Source organism: Pseudomonas sp. NPDC087690, from assembly GCF_044743175.1.
Lineage (GTDB): Bacteria > Pseudomonadota > Gammaproteobacteria > Pseudomonadales > Pseudomonadaceae > Aquipseudomonas.
The window spans coordinates 828257-844903 of the sequence record NZ_JBIUVX010000001.1 but is presented as its reverse complement, the minus strand read 5'-3'; the positions used below and the strand labels follow the sequence as shown (position 1 = coordinate 844903).

The window sequence follows — 16647 nt, the reverse complement described above, 5'->3', positions numbered from 1 at the left end:
TTGTTGTTTATCTAGCAGAGCCCAGCGTCGCGCCGGGCTCGATCCTGAACGGACTTGTGGGCATTTATGGAAAAGTCGAAGTGGCGCAAAGCCGGTATGGGTTTGGCGTTGGCGGTGGTGGCGGGGTTGGTGTTTTACACGGTGCGGGCACCGGCGGAGGCACCGCAGTACCTGACCGCGACGGTTGAGCGCGATGACATCGAGAACGCGGTGCTGGCCACCGGCGTGCTCGAAGGGATCAAGCAGGTTGATGTCGGTGCGCAGGTCTCTGGCCAACTGAAGTCGCTGAAGGTCAAGGTCGGCGACAAGGTGAAGAAGGGGCAGTGGCTGGCGGAGATCGATCCGCTGGTGTTGCAAAACACCCTGCGTCAGGCTCAGGTCGATGAGGAAAACCTGCAGGCGCAAAAACGCGCCACGCAGGCCCAGCTCAAACAGACCAAAGCGATTTACGAGCGCTATCAGAACCTGCAGGAAGATGCGTCGATTTCGCGCCAGGATTTCGAAACCGCCGAATCCAACTATCAGGTGCAGCAGGCCAACCTGATGTCGCTGGATGCGCAGATCAAAAGCGCGCACATCCAGATCGACACGGCCAAGGTCAATCTGGCCTACACGCGGATTGTTGCGCCGATCGATGGTGACGTGGTCGGCGTGGTCACTCAGGAAGGCCAGACAGTGATTGCCAGCCAACTGGCGCCGGTCCTGCTGAAACTGGCGGACCTGGACACCATGACGGTCAAGGCGCAGGTCTCCGAAGCCGATGTAATCCATATCGCGCCGGGGCAAGAGGTGTATTTCACCATTCTTGGCGAGGACACACGCTACTACGCGAAATTGCGCGGTACCGATCCAGCGCCGCAGAATTTTCTCGAAACCCCGCCCGCCGGCACGCCGAAGCAAAGCAGCGCGGTGTTCTACAACGCTTTGTTTGAAGTGCCGAACCCCGACCATCGTCTGCGCATTTCGATGACCGCGCAGGTGCGCATCGTCCTCGACACCGCCAAGGCAGTGCTGACCGTGCCGGTGGCGGCGCTCGGCCCGCGCAATGCCGATGGCAGCTTTCCGGTGCGGGTGCTGGATGCCAAGGGGCACGCGCAGTCGCGCAATGTGCAGACCGGGATCAACAACAACGTCAAAGTGCAGATCAATGATGGTCTGGCTGAAGGTGATCGCGTGGTCATCGGAGATCCGCTGACCAATGTGGCGGGGGCCTGAGCATGACCGAGCCACTGTTACAGCTGACCGGCATCACCCGCAGTTTCACTGCCGGCGACCGCGAATTTCTCGCGCTGAAGAACATCAACCTGACGATCCATGCCGGGGAAATGGTCGCGATCATCGGCGCCTCGGGCTCCGGCAAATCAACGCTAATGAACATCCTCGGTTGCCTCGATTACGCCACCGCCGGCAGCTACAAGATCAACGGCCAGGAAACCCGTGATCTGGACAATCAGGCACTCGCCGAACTGCGTCGTGACTACTTCGGTTTCATCTTCCAGCGTTACCACTTGCTGCCGCACCTGAGTGCGATGCACAACGTCGAGATGCCGGCGATTTATGCCGGCACGCCACAGCTGCAACGCCATGCCCGGGCCCGAGAGCTGTTGGCGCGACTGGGCCTCGAAGGTCACCTGACGCATCGACCGAGCCAGTTGTCTGGCGGCCAACAGCAGCGGGTCAGTATCGCCCGGGCGTTGATGAACGGCGGCGAAGTGATCCTCGCCGATGAACCCACCGGCGCCCTCGACACGGCCAGCGGCAAGGAGGTGATGCGCATCCTGCTGGAGCTGCACGCGGCGGGGCACACGGTGATTCTGGTGACCCACGATCCGAAAGTCGCGGCCAACGCCGAGCGCATCATCGAAGTCAGCGACGGCGAAATCCTCAGCGACCGTGCCAACGAACGTGACACCACGCACTTGCTCAGCGATGAGCCGGTGGCGCCGAAAGCCAACGCTTCACGGCGTCTAGTCGCCAGCCTAGGACTGTTCAAGGAAGCCTTCAGCATGGCCTGGGTCGCATTGATCTCGCACCGCATGCGGACGTTGCTGACCATGCTCGGCATCGTCATCGGCATCACCTCGGTGGTATCGATCTCGGCGGTCGGCGAGGGCGCCAAGAACTACGTGCTCAAGGACATCGCCGCGATTGGCAGCAACACCATCGATGTCTATCCCGGCACCAGCTACGGTGACAAGCGTGCGGCGGCCATCGAAACCCTGACGCCGGCCGATGTCACGGCACTGAATCAGTTGTACTACGTCGACAGCGCCACGCCGATGATTGGCCGCAGCCTGTTGTTGCGCTACCGCAATATCGATCTGGATGCGCAGGTCAACGGCGTCAGCGATCAGTACTTCAAGGTGCGCGGCATCAAGATGGCGGCGGGTATTGCATTCAGCGAAAGCGATGCGCGGCGCCAGGCGCAAGTGGTGGTCATCGATCACAACACCCGGCAACGCTTGTTCGGCCAGGATGTCGATCCGCTGGGTCAGGTGATCCTGATCGGCAACCTGCCGTGCACGGTGATCGGCGTCGCCGCGCCGGATAAAAGCCTGTTTGCCTCGGGTAAGACCCTCAACGTCTGGGTGCCCTATGAAACCGCTGCGGGGCGGGTGTTGGGCCAGCGTTATCTGGACAGCATCAGCGTGCGCATGAAGGACGGCCAGCCGAGCAAAGTGGTGGAAGAGCATGTGACCCAACTGCTGCTGCAACGCCATGGCAGTAAGGATTTCTTCACCAACAACCTCGACAGCGTTTTGCAGACCGTGCAGAAAACCAGTCGTTCGCTGGCGTTGTTGCTGTCGCTGATTGCGGTGATTTCCTTGGTGGTCGGCGGCATCGGAGTGATGAACATCATGCTGGTGTCGGTGACCGAACGCACCCGCGAGATCGGTATTCGCATGGCGGTCGGCGCGCGGCAGTCGGACATTCGTCAGCAGTTTTTGGTGGAGGCGGTGATGGTCTGCCTGTTGGGCGGGGCGATCGGGATTTCCCTGTCGTACGCGATCGGGCATCTGTTTTCGCTGTTTATCAAGGAGTGGGAGATGGTCTTCTCGCTGACCTCGGTGCTCACGGCGGTGATCTGTTCGACATTGATCGGCATCGTCTTTGGCTTCGTCCCGGCCCGCAACGCCTCGCGCCTCGACCCGATCGAAGCGCTCGCCCGCGACTGACAGCCCGCGCTTGTTGATCGTTCCCACGCTCCGCGTGGGAATGCCTTTAGGGACGCTCTGCGTCAAGTGACGCGAAGCGCCACGGGCTGCATTCCCACGCAGAGCGTGGGAACGATCAATAGCGTCGTTATCAAAAGCGGTTTTTTTGCAGTGTTATCAGGCAGCGCTCGATGCCGAGGTTTCCTGTGGCGAATACATCCAGCGCATCAACGAATGCCGGCCACTGATGCCCAGCTTGATCGCCGCCCGTTTGAGATAGCTCTCCACCGTGTTGACCTTCAGTTGCAATTGCTCGGCCAGTTCCGGTGCCGTGTGCCCGGCAAGCAGGCCGATGCACACCTCGGTTTCACGGTTCGACAGGCTCAGGCCCAATTGCTGCAAACGTTCGGTGAAGCGCAAGCGCAGGGTTTGCAGCCCGGTGCCCTCGGGGGCTTCGCTGGGGCTTTCGGCTTCAGGGCAGGCGGGTTGCACGGCGTTGATATGTTTCTCGACCATCGGCAGCAGCACTGGGGAGATGTCTTGCAACAGGCTGCGCTCCCGGGCGGAAAAACGTTGCGACTGACCGTTGCGGTACACCGAAATCACGTAGCGAAAACCGTCCTTGCGTCGGGTCAGGTGCAGTTGCGAGGCATCGGTGACGTTGGCTGATTCTGCCGGCGGCAGCTCGTCGCTGGGCATCGCGCTGTGTTCCGAGAACAGCGTTTCGGCCAGCAGTGCTGGCTCTTTCAGCGGCTCGGGGCCGTTGCGAAGGGATGTACGGCTTACCGACTCGACACGCATCTGGCGGATGTGCGTGGCGTCCACCGCCAGTTGAGTGAGGATCAGGTCGTGAAGCATGCGCGGAAAATGCCGGCTGCCGGTGCTGGCAATTACTTTGCCAATCTGCGGGAACAGCTGTGAGTTCATGTCATTCATCCATGAGTTGCAATGGGCGGCTCGTGTCCCGCAGGCGCCGGGGGTGAAGCTCCTTGACCGGTGAAAACGCCTCGGGAACTGGATCCTATCCTAGTACAACGTTTCAGCGACCGCTTAATGAAGGTGTTATTAGTTCATAACCGACGCACACCTCGCCTTGCCGACGGCCGTTTACTTGCGCAACGCCAGGTAGGATTTGCCCAGATCGCCGGCCCAGCCGTCCAGCACGATCTTGACGTCATCGGCGCTCAGCACTTGTTTGTCGTTCTCCAGCGGCACGCCGATGCCCTTGCGGACCACTTCGGCAACCACCTCACCCGTCGAACCATCCTCGAACGACACTTCCGTGGCGACTTCGCTGTCCTGGTCGCGAATGCCGGTGGCGGTGCTCACGCCTGCTGCGACCAGCGTGACCGGCAGCCATTCATAAAAGCGCAAACCCTGGGTGCGGGTCGCGACCCGGGTAATCGCCGGTCGCACGATGAGGGTGTCGGGCCCCGGTGTCGACACCAGGCGCATGACTTTGCCCAGTTCCTGTCTGAGCGCCGCGTCATAGTATTCGGTCACGCCGGACAACGTGCTCAGCGGAATCCGCTCGGTCGGTGCGACGCTCGGGTAGAACTGGCTGGGCGCCAGATAGGCCTGGGTATAACGGCCTCGGGCCAATGCCGGGCTGACCCATCCGAGTACCGTCTGCCCCGACGGTGACTGGCGTTCGCTCAACAGGCTGTAGTCATGCAGAAATCCACTGTACATCTTCGGTTCGACGGTTTTATTGCTGCATGCCGGCAGGCTCAAGGTGGCTGAAAGCACCAGCGACTTCGAGAAATTGCTGATCATCAATGGCTTTCCTTGTGGGCTGGCGGGGCGTTGTCCGAGCACTCGATATGCAACTGGCCGTGGCGCATGATCCAGTGCACGAGGTCGGCGACTGGAATCGAATGCACGTATTCCACCCAGTGCGCGTTGTCCGGGCTGAATTGTTCGAAATAGCGGCGCAGGACGATGCGCTCCTGATTGCCGGTCAGGCCCAGGCACGACTCCTGAAACAGAATCGGCGTATCGTGCCCGGGAGCCGTAGTGCGCTGGCTAAGGATCAACGGACGATGGCTGGCGCGGCCCTTGGCGGTGTACCTCTGATTGAATTCCTTCATGGGAGCCCCCTGCGATGAAAGTCCCGCAGAGTGCCCGAGGAGGATTGCCCGGGAATGTCCGATTGTTGTCGGCGCGGAAGGAATGTTGCGTGATTGAAATAAATGACCCGAACGGCGAAATGGTTTTAGATGCGCTCTTTTTTGGCCCTTGGATCCTGTGACCGTGAGCAGATTGCTGATCGTCGATGACGACATGGAAGTGCTGTCCCTGCTGAAGAAGTTCTTCGTTCAGCATGCCTACGAGGTCGATGTCGCGCCCGATGGCGTGGCGATGTGGGCGGCCATCGCGCAGCAGCGCCCGGACACCATTATTCTCGACGTCATGCTGCCCGGCGAAGGCGGCCTGAGCCTGTGCCAGAAAATCCGCGCACAGATGGGCATTCCGATCATCATGCTCACGGCCATGGCCGAGCTCAGCGATCGCATCGTCGGCCTGGAGCTTGGCGCCGACGATTACCTGACCAAGCCTTTCGCACCACGCGAATTGCTCGCCCGGGTGCGCGCCGTGCAGCGTCGTGCCGGCGAGCAGCCAAGTCCCGCCAGTGAACGCCCGCGACCGGTGATTGCGTTCGCCGGTTGGCACCTGGATATCACCTGTCGCGAGTTGCGCTCGCCGGAGCAGGTGATGATTCCGCTGTCCGCTGGCGAATTCGACCTGTTGGTGGTGTTTCTCGATCATCCCCAGCGCATTCTCACCCGCGAACAATTGATCGACCTGACGCGTGGCGAAGGCCACGACGCCTTTGATCGCAGCATCGATGTCCAGGTCAGTCGCCTGCGACGCAAGATCGAACCCGACAGCAAGCGTCCAGACCTGATCCGCACTGTGCGCAACGGAGGCTACATGTTCACCGCCAAGGTCAGCCGTTCGTGATCCGCCGTCTGTTGCGCCGCGATACCCTGCGACGGCGGATTGCCCTGACCATCCTCGCGGCGATGCTGGCTTCACTGGCACTCAATGCCTTGTTCGTGCAGGTCGCCGGCATCTGGGCGCGCCCGCCCATTGAACGCACCGGCCTGCTCGAACAGATTGCCGTGACCACGCGGCTGATCGAAGCCGCCCCGACGTCGCTGCGCCCGCAACTGGCCAGCGCGGCAACCAGTTCGATGCTGAACGTGGTCTGGCACGCTCGGCGCGCCGACTTCGATCTGCCTGCGATCGGCACGCCAATCGAGGCGGGCAGGGGGCCGGTGATGCAACAACTGCTGGGTGACGACCGTGAAATCGAAGTGTTCAGCCCCGATGACTTTCCGCGCGACAGCCCGCGCGCGCACTACGTCGCGCTGGTGCAATTGGTCGATGGCAGCTGGTTGTCGTTTACCCCGCCGCAACGCAGTTGGGGCCTCGACGTCGGCACGCGGATCGCGGTGGTCATCGCCCTCGGATTGATCGCCACCTTGCTGGTGGCATGGCTCGCCACGCGCCAGTTGGCCACTCCGCTGCAGCGTTTCGCCAGCGCCGCCCGGCGCTTTGGCAGCGATCTGCGGGCGCCGCCGATCAACGTCGAAGGCCCGGACGAAATACGTCAGGCAATCATCGCCTTCAACACCATGCAGGCGCAGATCCAGCATTTCATCGCCGAGCGCACGCACATGCTCGCGGCCATTTCCCACGATCTGCGCGCGCCGCTGACCCGCATGCGCTTGCGCAGCGAGTTCATGGAAGACCTCGATCATCAGCACAAGCTGATCCGTGACGTTGAAGAAATGCAGTCGATGATCAACGCCGCGCTGGCGTTCTTTCGTGAGGACACTCACCGCGAGCAGCCCACCGCGTTCGACCTGTCGGAGTTGCTGCAAACCATCATCGACGATTACCGCGACCAGCACCTCGCTGTCGACTTCAGTGGCCCCGCGCATCTGGTGTATGAGGGGCGGCCGCTGGGCATCAAGCGGGTGATCGTCAATTTGCTGGAAAACGCCGCCAAATACGCGCAGCAACCGAGCATCGCACTGAGCGGTAACGACCATACGATCTGCATCGAGGTGTGCGACCAAGGGCCGGGGATTCCCGAGTCGGCGCTGCAGCGGGTTTTCGATCCGTTCTATCGCCTTGAAGCTTCGCGCAATCGTGATACCGGCGGCGTCGGGCTGGGGCTTTCGGCCGCGCAGGCGATCGTGCGCGAGCAGGGTGGTGAGCTGACCCTGCGCAATCGCAGCGGCGGTGGCCTGGTGGCGCGGGTCGAGCTGCCTCGGGACCTGTTCGACTGAGACCATCAGCGACCACGCTGCGGTTTACCGTTATTTCCAACAGCTGATGAGGGACCGCTGCAGGGACTTCGACCTGCAACCCTTGCGCCTGCTTGCGGACAGTTTTTTGTCGGCAGTCGCGAAGCCGTCGAGCCGTTCTACGAATAACCCTGCAGCGCGAGGACGGCAGCCTTGGCAATCTGCGCGTCTTGAGCGGATTTGACCCCGGACACGCCCACCGCACCGATCACTTGTCCGTCGACAATGATCGGCACGCCACCTTCAAGCGAGGTTAGCAGGGGCGCCGAGAGAAACGCGTTGCGGCCGTTGTTGACCATCTCTTCATAGACAGTCGATTCGCGGCGACCGAGGGCTGAAGTGCGGGCCTTTTCCATGCAGATGTAGGCGCCGATCGGTGCACAACCGTCGAGGCGCTCAAGCGCCAGCAAGTGGCCGCCATCATCGACCACGGCAATACTCACCGACCATTGGTTGCGCTGCGCCTCGGTGCGCCCGGCGGCGAGGATCAGCGCGACTTCTCTCTGGCTCAATACGAATTTGCTGTTCATGGTTTTTCCTGCGCGAGAAGGGACTCTTCAAGCACCTCGATCCAGTGCCTGACCGGTGTGCGGCCAGCGCTGTCGAGGTGAATCTGGCAACCAATGTTGGCGGTGACGATGAGGCTGGGCGAGGCGCTTTCCAGCGCATTGATCCTGTTATCGCGCAATTGCCGGGAAAGTGCAGGTTGGGTGATCGAATAGGTACCGGCGGAACCGCAGCACAGGTGACTGTCGGGCACTGGCGTGAGGTGAAACCCCAGCCGTGTCAGAACACTTTCCACCGCGCCACCGAGTCTGAGCGCGTGCTGAAGCGTGCACGGACAATGAAACGCCAGACGCTGATCGTTGTGCGCCACGACCAGTTGTTCCAGCGGTTCCGCCTGCAGAATCTCCACCAGATCCTTGCTGATCGCACTGATTTTGGCGGCTTTCATTGCGTAGGCCGGATCGTGTTCGAGCAGGTGAGCGTAGTCCTTGATGAAGGCGCCACAACCGCTGGCGGTTTGCACGATCGCCTCGGCGCCGCTTGCGATCGCCGGCCACCACGCATCGATATTGCGCCGCGCGCGCTGCAGTCCGGCCTGTTGGGCGTCGAGGTGATAGTCAATTGCACCGCAGCAACCGGCCTCGCTGATCGGCAGGATGCTGATGCCCAGACGGTCGAGCACCCGCGCGGTCGCGGCGTTGGTGTTCGGCGACAGGCTGGTCTGTACGCAGCCTTCGAGCATCAGCATCGTGCGGGCCCGCGTTCGCGCTGGTCTGGGTCTGGCCGGCGCAATGTGTCGCGGCAGCTTCATTTGCACAGCCTGCGGCAGCAGTGGACGCAGTCGTTCACCGAGGATCAGCAACGGTTTGAACAACCGCGGCTCAGTCAACACGCTGCGCAAACCCTGGCGCAACAGACGCTGGCCGGGACTGCGCGGCGCTGCATCATCGACCACCGCACGGCCGATATCGAGCAGGTTGTGATAGTCGACACCGGACGGGCAGGTGGTCTCGCAATTACGGCAGGACAGGCAGCGGTCGAGATGTTGTTGGGTAGTGGCGCTTGCGGTATTGCCTTCGAGCACTTGCTTGATCAGGTAAATCCGGCCGCGTGGGCCATCCAGTTCATCGCCGAGCAGTTGATAGGTCGGGCAGGTGGCGTTGCAGAACCCGCAATGCACGCAACTGCGCAAAATGCGCTCGGCTTCTGCGGCGCGCGTAAGGCGCAGGGATTTTTCGCTCAGGGTGGTTTGCATGATCAGATCTCTGCGTACATTCGGCCCGGGTTGAAAATCCCTTGCGGGTCCAGTTGCGTCTTCAGTGATTGCTGATAGCGCAGTAACGCCGGTGCCAGCGGCTGGAACGGTTGTGCGCAGTTTGCATGGCAGCTGGCGTGACCGCTCGCCTGGGTGGCGATGGCGCGGATGGTCAGGGCGTCGGCGTCGGACTTCAGCCAGCGCTGGGCTCCGCCCCAATCGATCAGTTGTTCGCCGGGCAGGCTCAACGGGCCTGTGTGCGGCGGCACTGACAGGCGCCAGAGCGGCCTTGGATCGGCAAAAAAGGCCAGGCGCTGAGCATTCAGATCGGCCCAGTACTCCGTGTCCAGCGGTTCACCCCCGAGTCGGTCATGAGCCGCCGTCACCGATCCTTCACCGCCTTCCAGGCGCAGATGCAGGCGTTGCCCGTCGTGGCTGGCGGCGCTGATCGGAACCGGTTGTTGGCCCCATTCGGCGAGTTTGAGCAACGCACGCTCGCGGCTGATTTCCAGGGCAATGCTCAGGCTGTGACGTGGTTTCGGCAGGACTTTCAGCGAGACTTCAGTGAGCAATCCCAGGCAACCAAAACTGCCAGCCATCAGGCGCGAGACATCGTAGCCGGCAACGTTCTTCATCACTTCGCCGCCAAAACGCAGATGTTTGCCATGGCCGGTAATGATCCGCGTGCCCAGTACGTAATCGCGCACGGATCCGGCCCAGGGGCGGCGCGGCCCGGACAACCCGGCAGCGAGCATGCCACCGACGGTGGCACCCGCCTCACTGTGTGGCGGCTCGCATGGCAGCATTTGTCCGGCCGCGTCGAGGGCCGCGTTGAGTTCGGCCAATGGCGTGCCGGCGCGTGCGGTGATCACCAGTTCCGTCGGGTCGTAGCTGACAATGCCGCGATGCACGCGAGTATCGAGCAACGCGCCGTGGGTCACGCGGCCCAGATGGGCCTTGCTGTTGCCGCCCTGGATGCGCAACGCAAGTTTGTCATGTAGCGCCTGCTCAACCTGTTGCAGCAGTTCGGCAGCGGCGTCGTTGTCATGTTCGACCGTCATCAGAAACGCTCCAGATCGGGGAAGGGCAACTGGCCGTGATGGACATGCATCGCACCGAATTCGGCGCAGCGGTGCAGGGTCGGAATATTTTTCCCGGGATTGAGCAGGCCGCCGGGGTCGAATGCTGCTTTGACGGCATGGAACAGAGTCAATTCATCACTGCTGAACTGCGCGCACATCTGGTTGATTTTCTCGCGGCCGACACCGTGTTCGCCGGTGATGCTGCCGCCGACCTTGACGCACAACTCAAGGATCTTGCCGCCCAGGGCTTCCGCGCGATCCAGCTCGCCGGGCTGGTTGGCATCAAACAGAATCAGCGGATGCATGTTGCCGTCGCCAGCATGAAAGACGTTAGCCACGCGCAAATCGTATTCGATGGACAAATCGGCAATAGCCTGAAGCACGCCGGGCAATTCGCGGCGCGGGATGGTGCCATCCATGCAGTAATAATCCGGCGACAGCCGGCCGACGGCAGGGAAGGCATTCTTGCGTCCGGCCCAGAAACGCACGCGCTCGGCCTCGTCTTTGGCCTGGCGCAGTTCGGTGGCACCGGCATGTTGCAGCACCTGACGCACGCGCTGGCAGTCGTCGTCGACATCGGCTTCGACGCCGTCCAGTTCGCACAGCAGGATCGCTTCGGCATCGATCGGGTAACCGGCGTGGATAAAATCCTCGGCAGCACGGATGGCGAGGTTGTCCATCATCTCCAGGCCGCCCGGAATGATCCCGGCGGCGATGATGTCAGCAACCGCGCGCCCGGCTTTTTCCACCGAGTCGAACGCCGCGAGCAGGACTTTCGCGGTTTGCGGTTTGGGCAGCAGTTTGACGGTGACTTCGGTGATCACCCCGAGCATGCCTTCGGAGCCGGTGAACAGTGCGAGCAGATCGAAACCGGGTGAGTCCAATGCGTCGGAGCCGAGCGTCAGGCACTCACCATCGACAGTGAGCATCTCGATCTTGAGCAGGTTGTGCACGGTCAGACCGTATTTCAGGCAGTGCACGCCACCGGCGTTTTCCGCGACATTGCCGCCGATGGAGCAGGCGATCTGCGAAGACGGATCCGGCGCGTAATACAAACCATGCGGTGCGGCCGCTTGGGAAATCGCCAGGTTGCGCACGCCCGGCTGGACCCGCGCAAAACGTCCGGCAGGGTTGATTTCGAGTATCCGGTTGAAGCGCGCCATCACCAGCAGCACGCCTTTTTCCAGCGGCAGGGCACCACCGGACAGACCGGTACCGGCGCCGCGCGGCACCACTGGCACGCGTTGTTGATGACAGATCCTGAGGATGGTAGCGACTTGTTCGGGCTCGCGTGGCAGCACCACCAGCATCGGTGTGGTGCGGTAGGCCGACAAACCATCGCATTCGTACGGTTTCAGCGCCTCTTCACTGTGGAGGATTTCCAGCTCCGGCATTTGCGCCCGCAGCGCGCTGAGCAGTGCGGGTTTATCGGTGGCCGGTAACACGCCATCAACGCGTTCGTCGTAAAGAATATTCATCGCGGGCAGGCAACCCTTGGTTATTGTTTTTGACAGGCCGACGCCACATGGGCGTGCTTGCATCATTGGGCGCACGGGCAATACTGTCTACGTCGTCCGGTACTGGTCGAACCAGTTCTTTTTGCCGGGTTTTTCGTATGAAGCCACTCAAGTCTTTTAAAACAACAAGATGCGATGCAATCGCTAAGCAGGGAGATGCAGGGTTATGGCTGGTCATACCAGTGAAGGACGGACTGTGCAGGTGGCGGATGTGGTTTGCGAACGTGTCGAGCGATTGATCGTCGACGGCGTGTTGAAGACCGGGCAACTATTGCCCTCTGAACGCCGGCTGACGGAAAAACTCGGCGTCTCGCGCACCGCGTTGCGTGAAGGCCTGAAACTGCTCCGCGCCCGCGGGATCATCAGCACCAAGCAGGGTAAAGGCTCATTTGTCGCCGACCTTTGCGGGCAGGGCGTCGCATCGCCCCTGATGCACTTGTTCAGCTCGCAACCGCGCACCCTGTACGACTTGTTTGAAGTGCGCAGCCTGCTGGAGGGCGAGTCGGCGCGGCTGGCGGCGTTGCGCGGCACCGAAGCGGATTTCGTCCTGATCACCCGCAGCTATCAGGCTTTGCTCGATGCGCATGGCTGTGAGCTGCAAGCATCCGAACATGCGCGGCTCGACCACGCATTCCATCTGGCGATCTGCGAGGCTTCACACAACCCGGTGCTGGTGCAGACCCTGCGCTCACTGACGGACTTGTTGCTCAACACGGTGTTCGCTTCGGTCAACAATCTCTATCACCGCGAACCGCAAAAACGCCAGATTGACCGCCAACACGCGCGCCTCTACAACGCCGTGACCGGGCGCCTGCCTGAACAGGCGCGCAAGGCTGCTGTCGCGCATATCCAGAGCATCAGTGACAACCTCAAGGAGATCGAAAGCGAAGAGCAGCGGCTGGTGCGCGCGACGATGCGCCTGGAGGGCTGGACTTGAATGTCGAATGATTGTCCGTTTCAGGTTGACGGTGAAACACATTCCAGCCGATTTATCCCTTTTCGATGGGTCAGTAATCTGTACCCAACTTGAACGCAACAACAAATTCAAAAACTCAAAAGGGAAGCAGACCATGACCACTCCAACCTACAACCGCCTGAACAAAGACGACGCCATCGTGCTGCTGGTCGACCACCAGACCGGCCTGATTTCCCTGGTGCAGGACTTCTCGCCGAACGAATTCAAGAACAACGTGTTGGCCCTCGCCGATCTGGCCAAGTTCTTCGAACTGCCGACCATCCTCACCACCAGTTTCGAACAAGGCCCGAACGGCCCGTTGGTGCCGGAGCTGAAAGAGATGTTCCCGGATGCGCCGTACATTGCTCGCCCTGGCCAGATCAACGCCTGGGACAACGAAGACTTTGTCAAAGCGATCAAGGCGACCGGCCGCAAGCAGATCATCATTGCCGGTGTGGTGACAGACGTGTGCGTAGCGTTCCCGACCTTGTCGGCGCTGGCAGAAGGCTTTGATGTGTTTGTGGTGACTGATGCGTCCGGCACCTTCAACACCACGGTGCAACAGGCAGCATGGAGTCGCATGACCCAGGCCGGCGCACAGATGATGAACTGGTTCTCGGTGGCGTGTGAGCTGCACCGCGACTGGCGCAACGACATTGAAGGCTTGGGCAATCTGCTGTCGCAGCGGATCCCCAACTACCGCAACCTGATGAACAGCTACTCGGCGTTGACCGCGCAGCAGAAGTAAACCAGCGCGCTGCGAACGAAAAGCCTGCCCTGAAAAGCAGGCTTTTGTTTTTTAAGCTGTGGTCTTGTCGCCTGGCCGGCAACCTGCGGCATGCTTGATCGATCGTGCAAACCCCCTATGCTAGGCTTGCGCGCCGGATTTAAATCCGGCAAAAACATCACTGGGTACTTTTCAGAGATTGATGCTCGTGGAGTCTTTTCCAGGCGAGTTGCACAAATCACTCACCACTGAATTCGTTTTCGGGCCGTTTCGCGTCGTTCCCGCGAAAAGGTTGCTTGAGAAGAAAGGAATCCCCATCGAAATCGGCGGACGCGCGCTGGATCTGCTGATTGCCTTGCTGGAACGACCCGGTCGAGTGCTGTCCAAAAGCGACCTGATCAAGCAGGTTTGGCCCGGCATCATTGTCGAAGAAGGGAGCCTGCGTTTCCATATGACCGGGCTGCGACGGATTCTCGGCGATGGTGAGGAGGGCGCGCGATACATCGCTACTCAGGTCGGTGTGGGCTATGCGTTCGTTGCACCCTTGGAAAAACAACAGGCCAGTGGGCAATCCACGCTTATCGCTGCACATTCTGCCGACCACCAGCGCGTCGACCCCGTGTGCCCCCTGCCAGCGCGGGCCAGATTGATCGGGCGCGAGGCCGATCTTCAACTGGTCGTCGAACACCTTCTGCAGCCCAAACTTTTCACCATCGTCGGCCCCGGCGGGGTCGGCAAGACGAGCCTGGCGATCGAGGTGGCGCACCTGATTGCCGCTCAGCGTTATCAGATGGTGCGCTTCGTCGACCTGGCACAAGTCGAGGACCCGGCGCTGGTGCCGTCGGCACTGGCCAGGTCGCTGGAGATCCCGGTTCAGGCTGAGGACTCTATGTTCGTCCTGCTTGCACACCTGCGCATGCAGAGGTTGATGCTGGTCATCGACAACTGTGAACATTTGATCGATGCCGTTTCGGCAATGGTCGAGCAAATCAGCCATGCCGCGCCCAATGTCGGGATACTGGCGACCAGTCGTGAACCCCTGCGTGCGCGAGGTGAGTACGTTCATTGGCTCAATCCACTCGAATTCCCCCGCGAACCGCAAAACTGCTCACACGATGAGTTGATGGAGTTTGCAGCGATCAGGCTGTTTGTCGAACGAGCCTCGTCAGGCAATACCGCGCTGGTACTGGGTGCTGGCGATGCGTTGTTGATCGCCGACATGTGCCAACGGCTGGAGGGCATGGCGCTGCCGATTGAACTGGCGGCGATGCGTGTCGCCAGCCATGGTTTGAGTTCGACGCACGCCTCGTTGGGCGAACGATTCTCCCTCGGTTGGTCGGGACGCAGAACGGCCATGCCGCGGCATCAGACCTTGCGCGCGATGCTCGACTGGAGCTACGACCTGCTGTCGCCCCTGGAGCGTCTGGCACTGGAGCGGTTATCGGTGTTCGTCGGTCCGTTCTCACAAAACGCGATATCCCAAGTCATTGCCGACAACCACATCGATGCTGCCGTCGCGGCGGCAATGCTCGACGAGTTGGTGTGCAAGGGGCTGGTCACTGTCGAACAGAACGACGCTACGTGGGCATATCGACTGCTGGAAATGACCCGCACCTATACCCGCGAAAAACTTGTCGCGCGGGGCGCTGCCGAGGTCAATGCCCTGGCGTTCAGGCATGCGGCGTTCTATATGGATCTGCTGGGGCATCTCGGCACCTCGCCGGATGAGATTTTCCGCAACTCGGCGCTCCTCGCCAGCCAGTTGGGCAATGTGCGAAGTGCCTTGGAATGGAGCTTCGGCCCGCACGGTGATCCGGGGCTGGCGCTGCCGCTGGCAGCCGCCGGCGCGCCGTTGTTTCTGCATTTTTCGTTGCTGGTCGAGTGCCGGACCTGGAGTTCACGGGCGGTTGAGTTACTGGAGTTGGGTTACTACGGCACGCCCACCGAAATGGAGCTGCAAGCGGCGCTGGGCCTGGTCTTGATGTTTACCCGAGGTAACAACGAAGCGGCGCAAAAGGCATTGTTGCGGGCGATGGACATCGCCGTAGCCCTGGCCGATTACGGGTCGCAGTTAAGGCTGCTCGGGCTCCTGCAGATATTCTATGAACGCATCGGTGATTTCGCCTCCTCGCTGGCGTGGGCCGAGCAGGCAACGCAAGTCGGCCGTATCCTCAATGAGCCTGAGGCGATAGCCATTGCCTCGTCGCTTGCCGGAATTTCCCATCATTTGCTGGGCGACCAGCCGCTGGCTCGGCAGAAGCTTGAAAGTTCGTTGCGCCACAGCTTGCCATCGCATCGCAGCAGTACGATTTATTACGGCTTTGATCATCGCAATCGCACCGGTCTGGCCCTCGCACGTACCCTTTGGCTACAAGGCTTTCCCGATCAGGCCCGGCGCTGGGCCGAGCAAATAGAGGCTGAGGCCTCGGCGCTCCAGCACGCGGTGACCTATTGCATCGCGATGGTCTGGATCCTTTGCATCTATATCTGGACCGGGGATCTGGAAAAGGCGACCGCCAGCCTTCAGCGTTTTGCCGACATTGCCGAGGCCAACGCACTTGGCCCTTACATTGCCGCGGCCCATGGCTTTCGCGCGGCGATTGCCATTCGTGCGGAACAGCCTGGCGATGCGGTCGCCATGCTCCAGGAGAGTCTGACGCGGCTGCATGGCATGCGTTACGAATTGCTGACGACGTCATTCGAAATCGCGCTGGCCGAAGGCTTGATGCTCAATCACCAACCTGAAAAGGCCATGGCGGTAGTGGAGGGCAGCATTGCCCACTGTCGAGCCAGTGGTGATGCTTTTGCGCTGCCGGAGTTGCTGCGGATCAAGGCTGGCATTCTCAAGGTTACCCACGGTGCGGAGGTTCAGGCAGCGTACGAGATTCTCGAAGAGTCGCTGGCCTTGAGTCGCCAGCAGGGCGCGTGGGCATGGGAGTTGCGGGCATCGATGGACCTCGCCAGAGCATGGCTGGAACAGGGTCGCCCAGCGCAGGCAGAGGCACTGCTGCATGCCTGCCGCGAGAGGGTTTCGGAAGGCCTCGATACCCTTGATCTACGTCGACTGGAAACGCTTTGGCGCACAGTTCAGGATTCGATCACGTCGCCACAGTCTTGATCGCGCAGCACG

Annotated in this window: 14 protein-coding genes and 1 pseudogene; 8 read left to right on the top strand and 7 right to left on the bottom strand. The window is 61.1% G+C overall.

Translation table 11 applies throughout. The annotated features are described in order from the left end of the window. Window positions 1-66 precede the first annotated feature (66 nt). On the top strand, window positions 67-1215 hold the full coding sequence (gene macA / locus ACIPIZ_RS03910) for a macrolide transporter subunit MacA (protein ID WP_253483149.1): 1149 nt from the start codon (window positions 67-69) through the stop codon (window positions 1213-1215). Window positions 1216-1217: 2 nt separating this feature from the next. Next, entirely contained in the window at window positions 1218-3176 is a 1959-nt protein-coding gene (locus ACIPIZ_RS03905; RefSeq protein ID WP_105707762.1) for a MacB family efflux pump subunit, read from the top strand. 156 nt (window positions 3177-3332) lie between these two features. On the opposite strand, the gene ACIPIZ_RS03900 is transcribed toward ACIPIZ_RS03905, so the two are convergent. From ACIPIZ_RS03900 to ACIPIZ_RS03890, 3 genes are all read right to left on the bottom strand, one after another. Continuing rightward, on the bottom strand, window positions 3333-4082 hold the full coding sequence (locus tag ACIPIZ_RS03900) for a helix-turn-helix transcriptional regulator (protein WP_064390456.1): 750 nt from the start codon (window positions 4080-4082) through the stop codon (window positions 3333-3335). A 180-nt stretch (window positions 4083-4262) separates the two neighbouring features. After that, window positions 4263-4931, bottom strand: coding sequence for a DUF3313 domain-containing protein (locus tag ACIPIZ_RS03895; RefSeq protein WP_105707760.1), 669 nt, complete (start codon window positions 4929-4931; stop codon window positions 4263-4265). After that, complete coding sequence (locus tag ACIPIZ_RS03890; protein WP_064390454.1) at window positions 4931-5245, bottom strand: hypothetical protein; 315 nt, start codon at window positions 5243-5245, stop codon at window positions 4931-4933. The genes ACIPIZ_RS03895 and ACIPIZ_RS03890 overlap by 1 nt, the downstream gene beginning before the upstream one ends. 163 nt (window positions 5246-5408) lie before the next feature. On the opposite strand from ACIPIZ_RS03890, the gene ACIPIZ_RS03885 reads away from it, so the two are divergent. The 3 genes and pseudogenes from ACIPIZ_RS03885 to ACIPIZ_RS03875 form a co-directional block, all read left to right on the top strand. Then, the gene (locus ACIPIZ_RS03885) at window positions 5409-6119 is read left to right on the top strand and encodes a response regulator (RefSeq protein WP_224790847.1); all 711 of its coding nucleotides are present in this window, start codon (window positions 5409-5411) and stop codon (window positions 6117-6119) included. Continuing rightward, window positions 6116-7456, top strand: coding sequence for an ATP-binding protein (locus ACIPIZ_RS03880; protein ID WP_105707752.1), 1341 nt, complete (start codon window positions 6116-6118; stop codon window positions 7454-7456). Before ACIPIZ_RS03885 ends, ACIPIZ_RS03880 begins: the two co-directional genes overlap by 4 nt. Before the next feature lie 10 nt (window positions 7457-7466). Further along, a pseudogene (locus ACIPIZ_RS03875) lies at window positions 7467-7603 on the top strand (gfo/Idh/MocA family oxidoreductase); the annotation flags it as partial. Here ACIPIZ_RS03875 and ACIPIZ_RS03870 read toward each other — a convergent pair. Genes ACIPIZ_RS03870 through glcD form a run of 4 tightly spaced genes read right to left on the bottom strand, consistent with a single transcriptional unit; the run spans window position 7594 to window position 11796 of the window. Beyond that, complete coding sequence (locus ACIPIZ_RS03870) at window positions 7594-8004, bottom strand: heme-binding protein (protein WP_253483156.1); 411 nt, start codon at window positions 8002-8004, stop codon at window positions 7594-7596. The pseudogene ACIPIZ_RS03875 and the gene ACIPIZ_RS03870 overlap by 10 nt on opposite strands. Next, the gene (gene glcF, locus ACIPIZ_RS03865) at window positions 8001-9236 is read right to left on the bottom strand and encodes a glycolate oxidase subunit GlcF (RefSeq protein WP_401164109.1); all 1236 of its coding nucleotides are present in this window, start codon (window positions 9234-9236) and stop codon (window positions 8001-8003) included. The genes ACIPIZ_RS03870 and glcF overlap by 4 nt, the downstream gene beginning before the upstream one ends. Window positions 9237-9238: 2 nt before the next feature. Next, a complete protein-coding gene (gene glcE, locus ACIPIZ_RS03860) occupies window positions 9239-10297 on the bottom strand; it encodes a glycolate oxidase subunit GlcE (protein ID WP_401164106.1) in 1059 nt (352 codons plus the stop codon). Further along, window positions 10297-11796, bottom strand: coding sequence for a glycolate oxidase subunit GlcD (gene glcD, locus ACIPIZ_RS03855; RefSeq protein ID WP_401164103.1), 1500 nt, complete (start codon window positions 11794-11796; stop codon window positions 10297-10299). The genes glcE and glcD overlap by 1 nt, the downstream gene beginning before the upstream one ends. A 205-nt stretch (window positions 11797-12001) precedes the next feature. Here glcD and glcC point away from each other — a divergent pair, with 205 nt between their 5' ends. The 3 genes from glcC (at window position 12002) to ACIPIZ_RS03840 (ending at window position 16635) form a co-directional block, all read left to right on the top strand. Beyond that, on the top strand, window positions 12002-12772 hold the full coding sequence (gene glcC / locus ACIPIZ_RS03850) for a transcriptional regulator GlcC (protein ID WP_401164101.1): 771 nt from the start codon (window positions 12002-12004) through the stop codon (window positions 12770-12772). 133 nt (window positions 12773-12905) lie between these two features. Further along, window positions 12906-13538: an isochorismate family cysteine hydrolase YcaC gene (gene ycaC, locus ACIPIZ_RS03845; protein WP_007916011.1), complete on the top strand. Its 633-nt coding sequence runs from the start codon at window positions 12906-12908 to the stop codon at window positions 13536-13538. 187 nt (window positions 13539-13725) lie between these two features. After that, window positions 13726-16635, top strand: a complete 2910-nt coding sequence (locus ACIPIZ_RS03840; protein WP_401164099.1) for an ATP-binding protein — start codon at window positions 13726-13728, stop codon at window positions 16633-16635. Window positions 16636-16647: the final 12 nt, after the last annotated feature.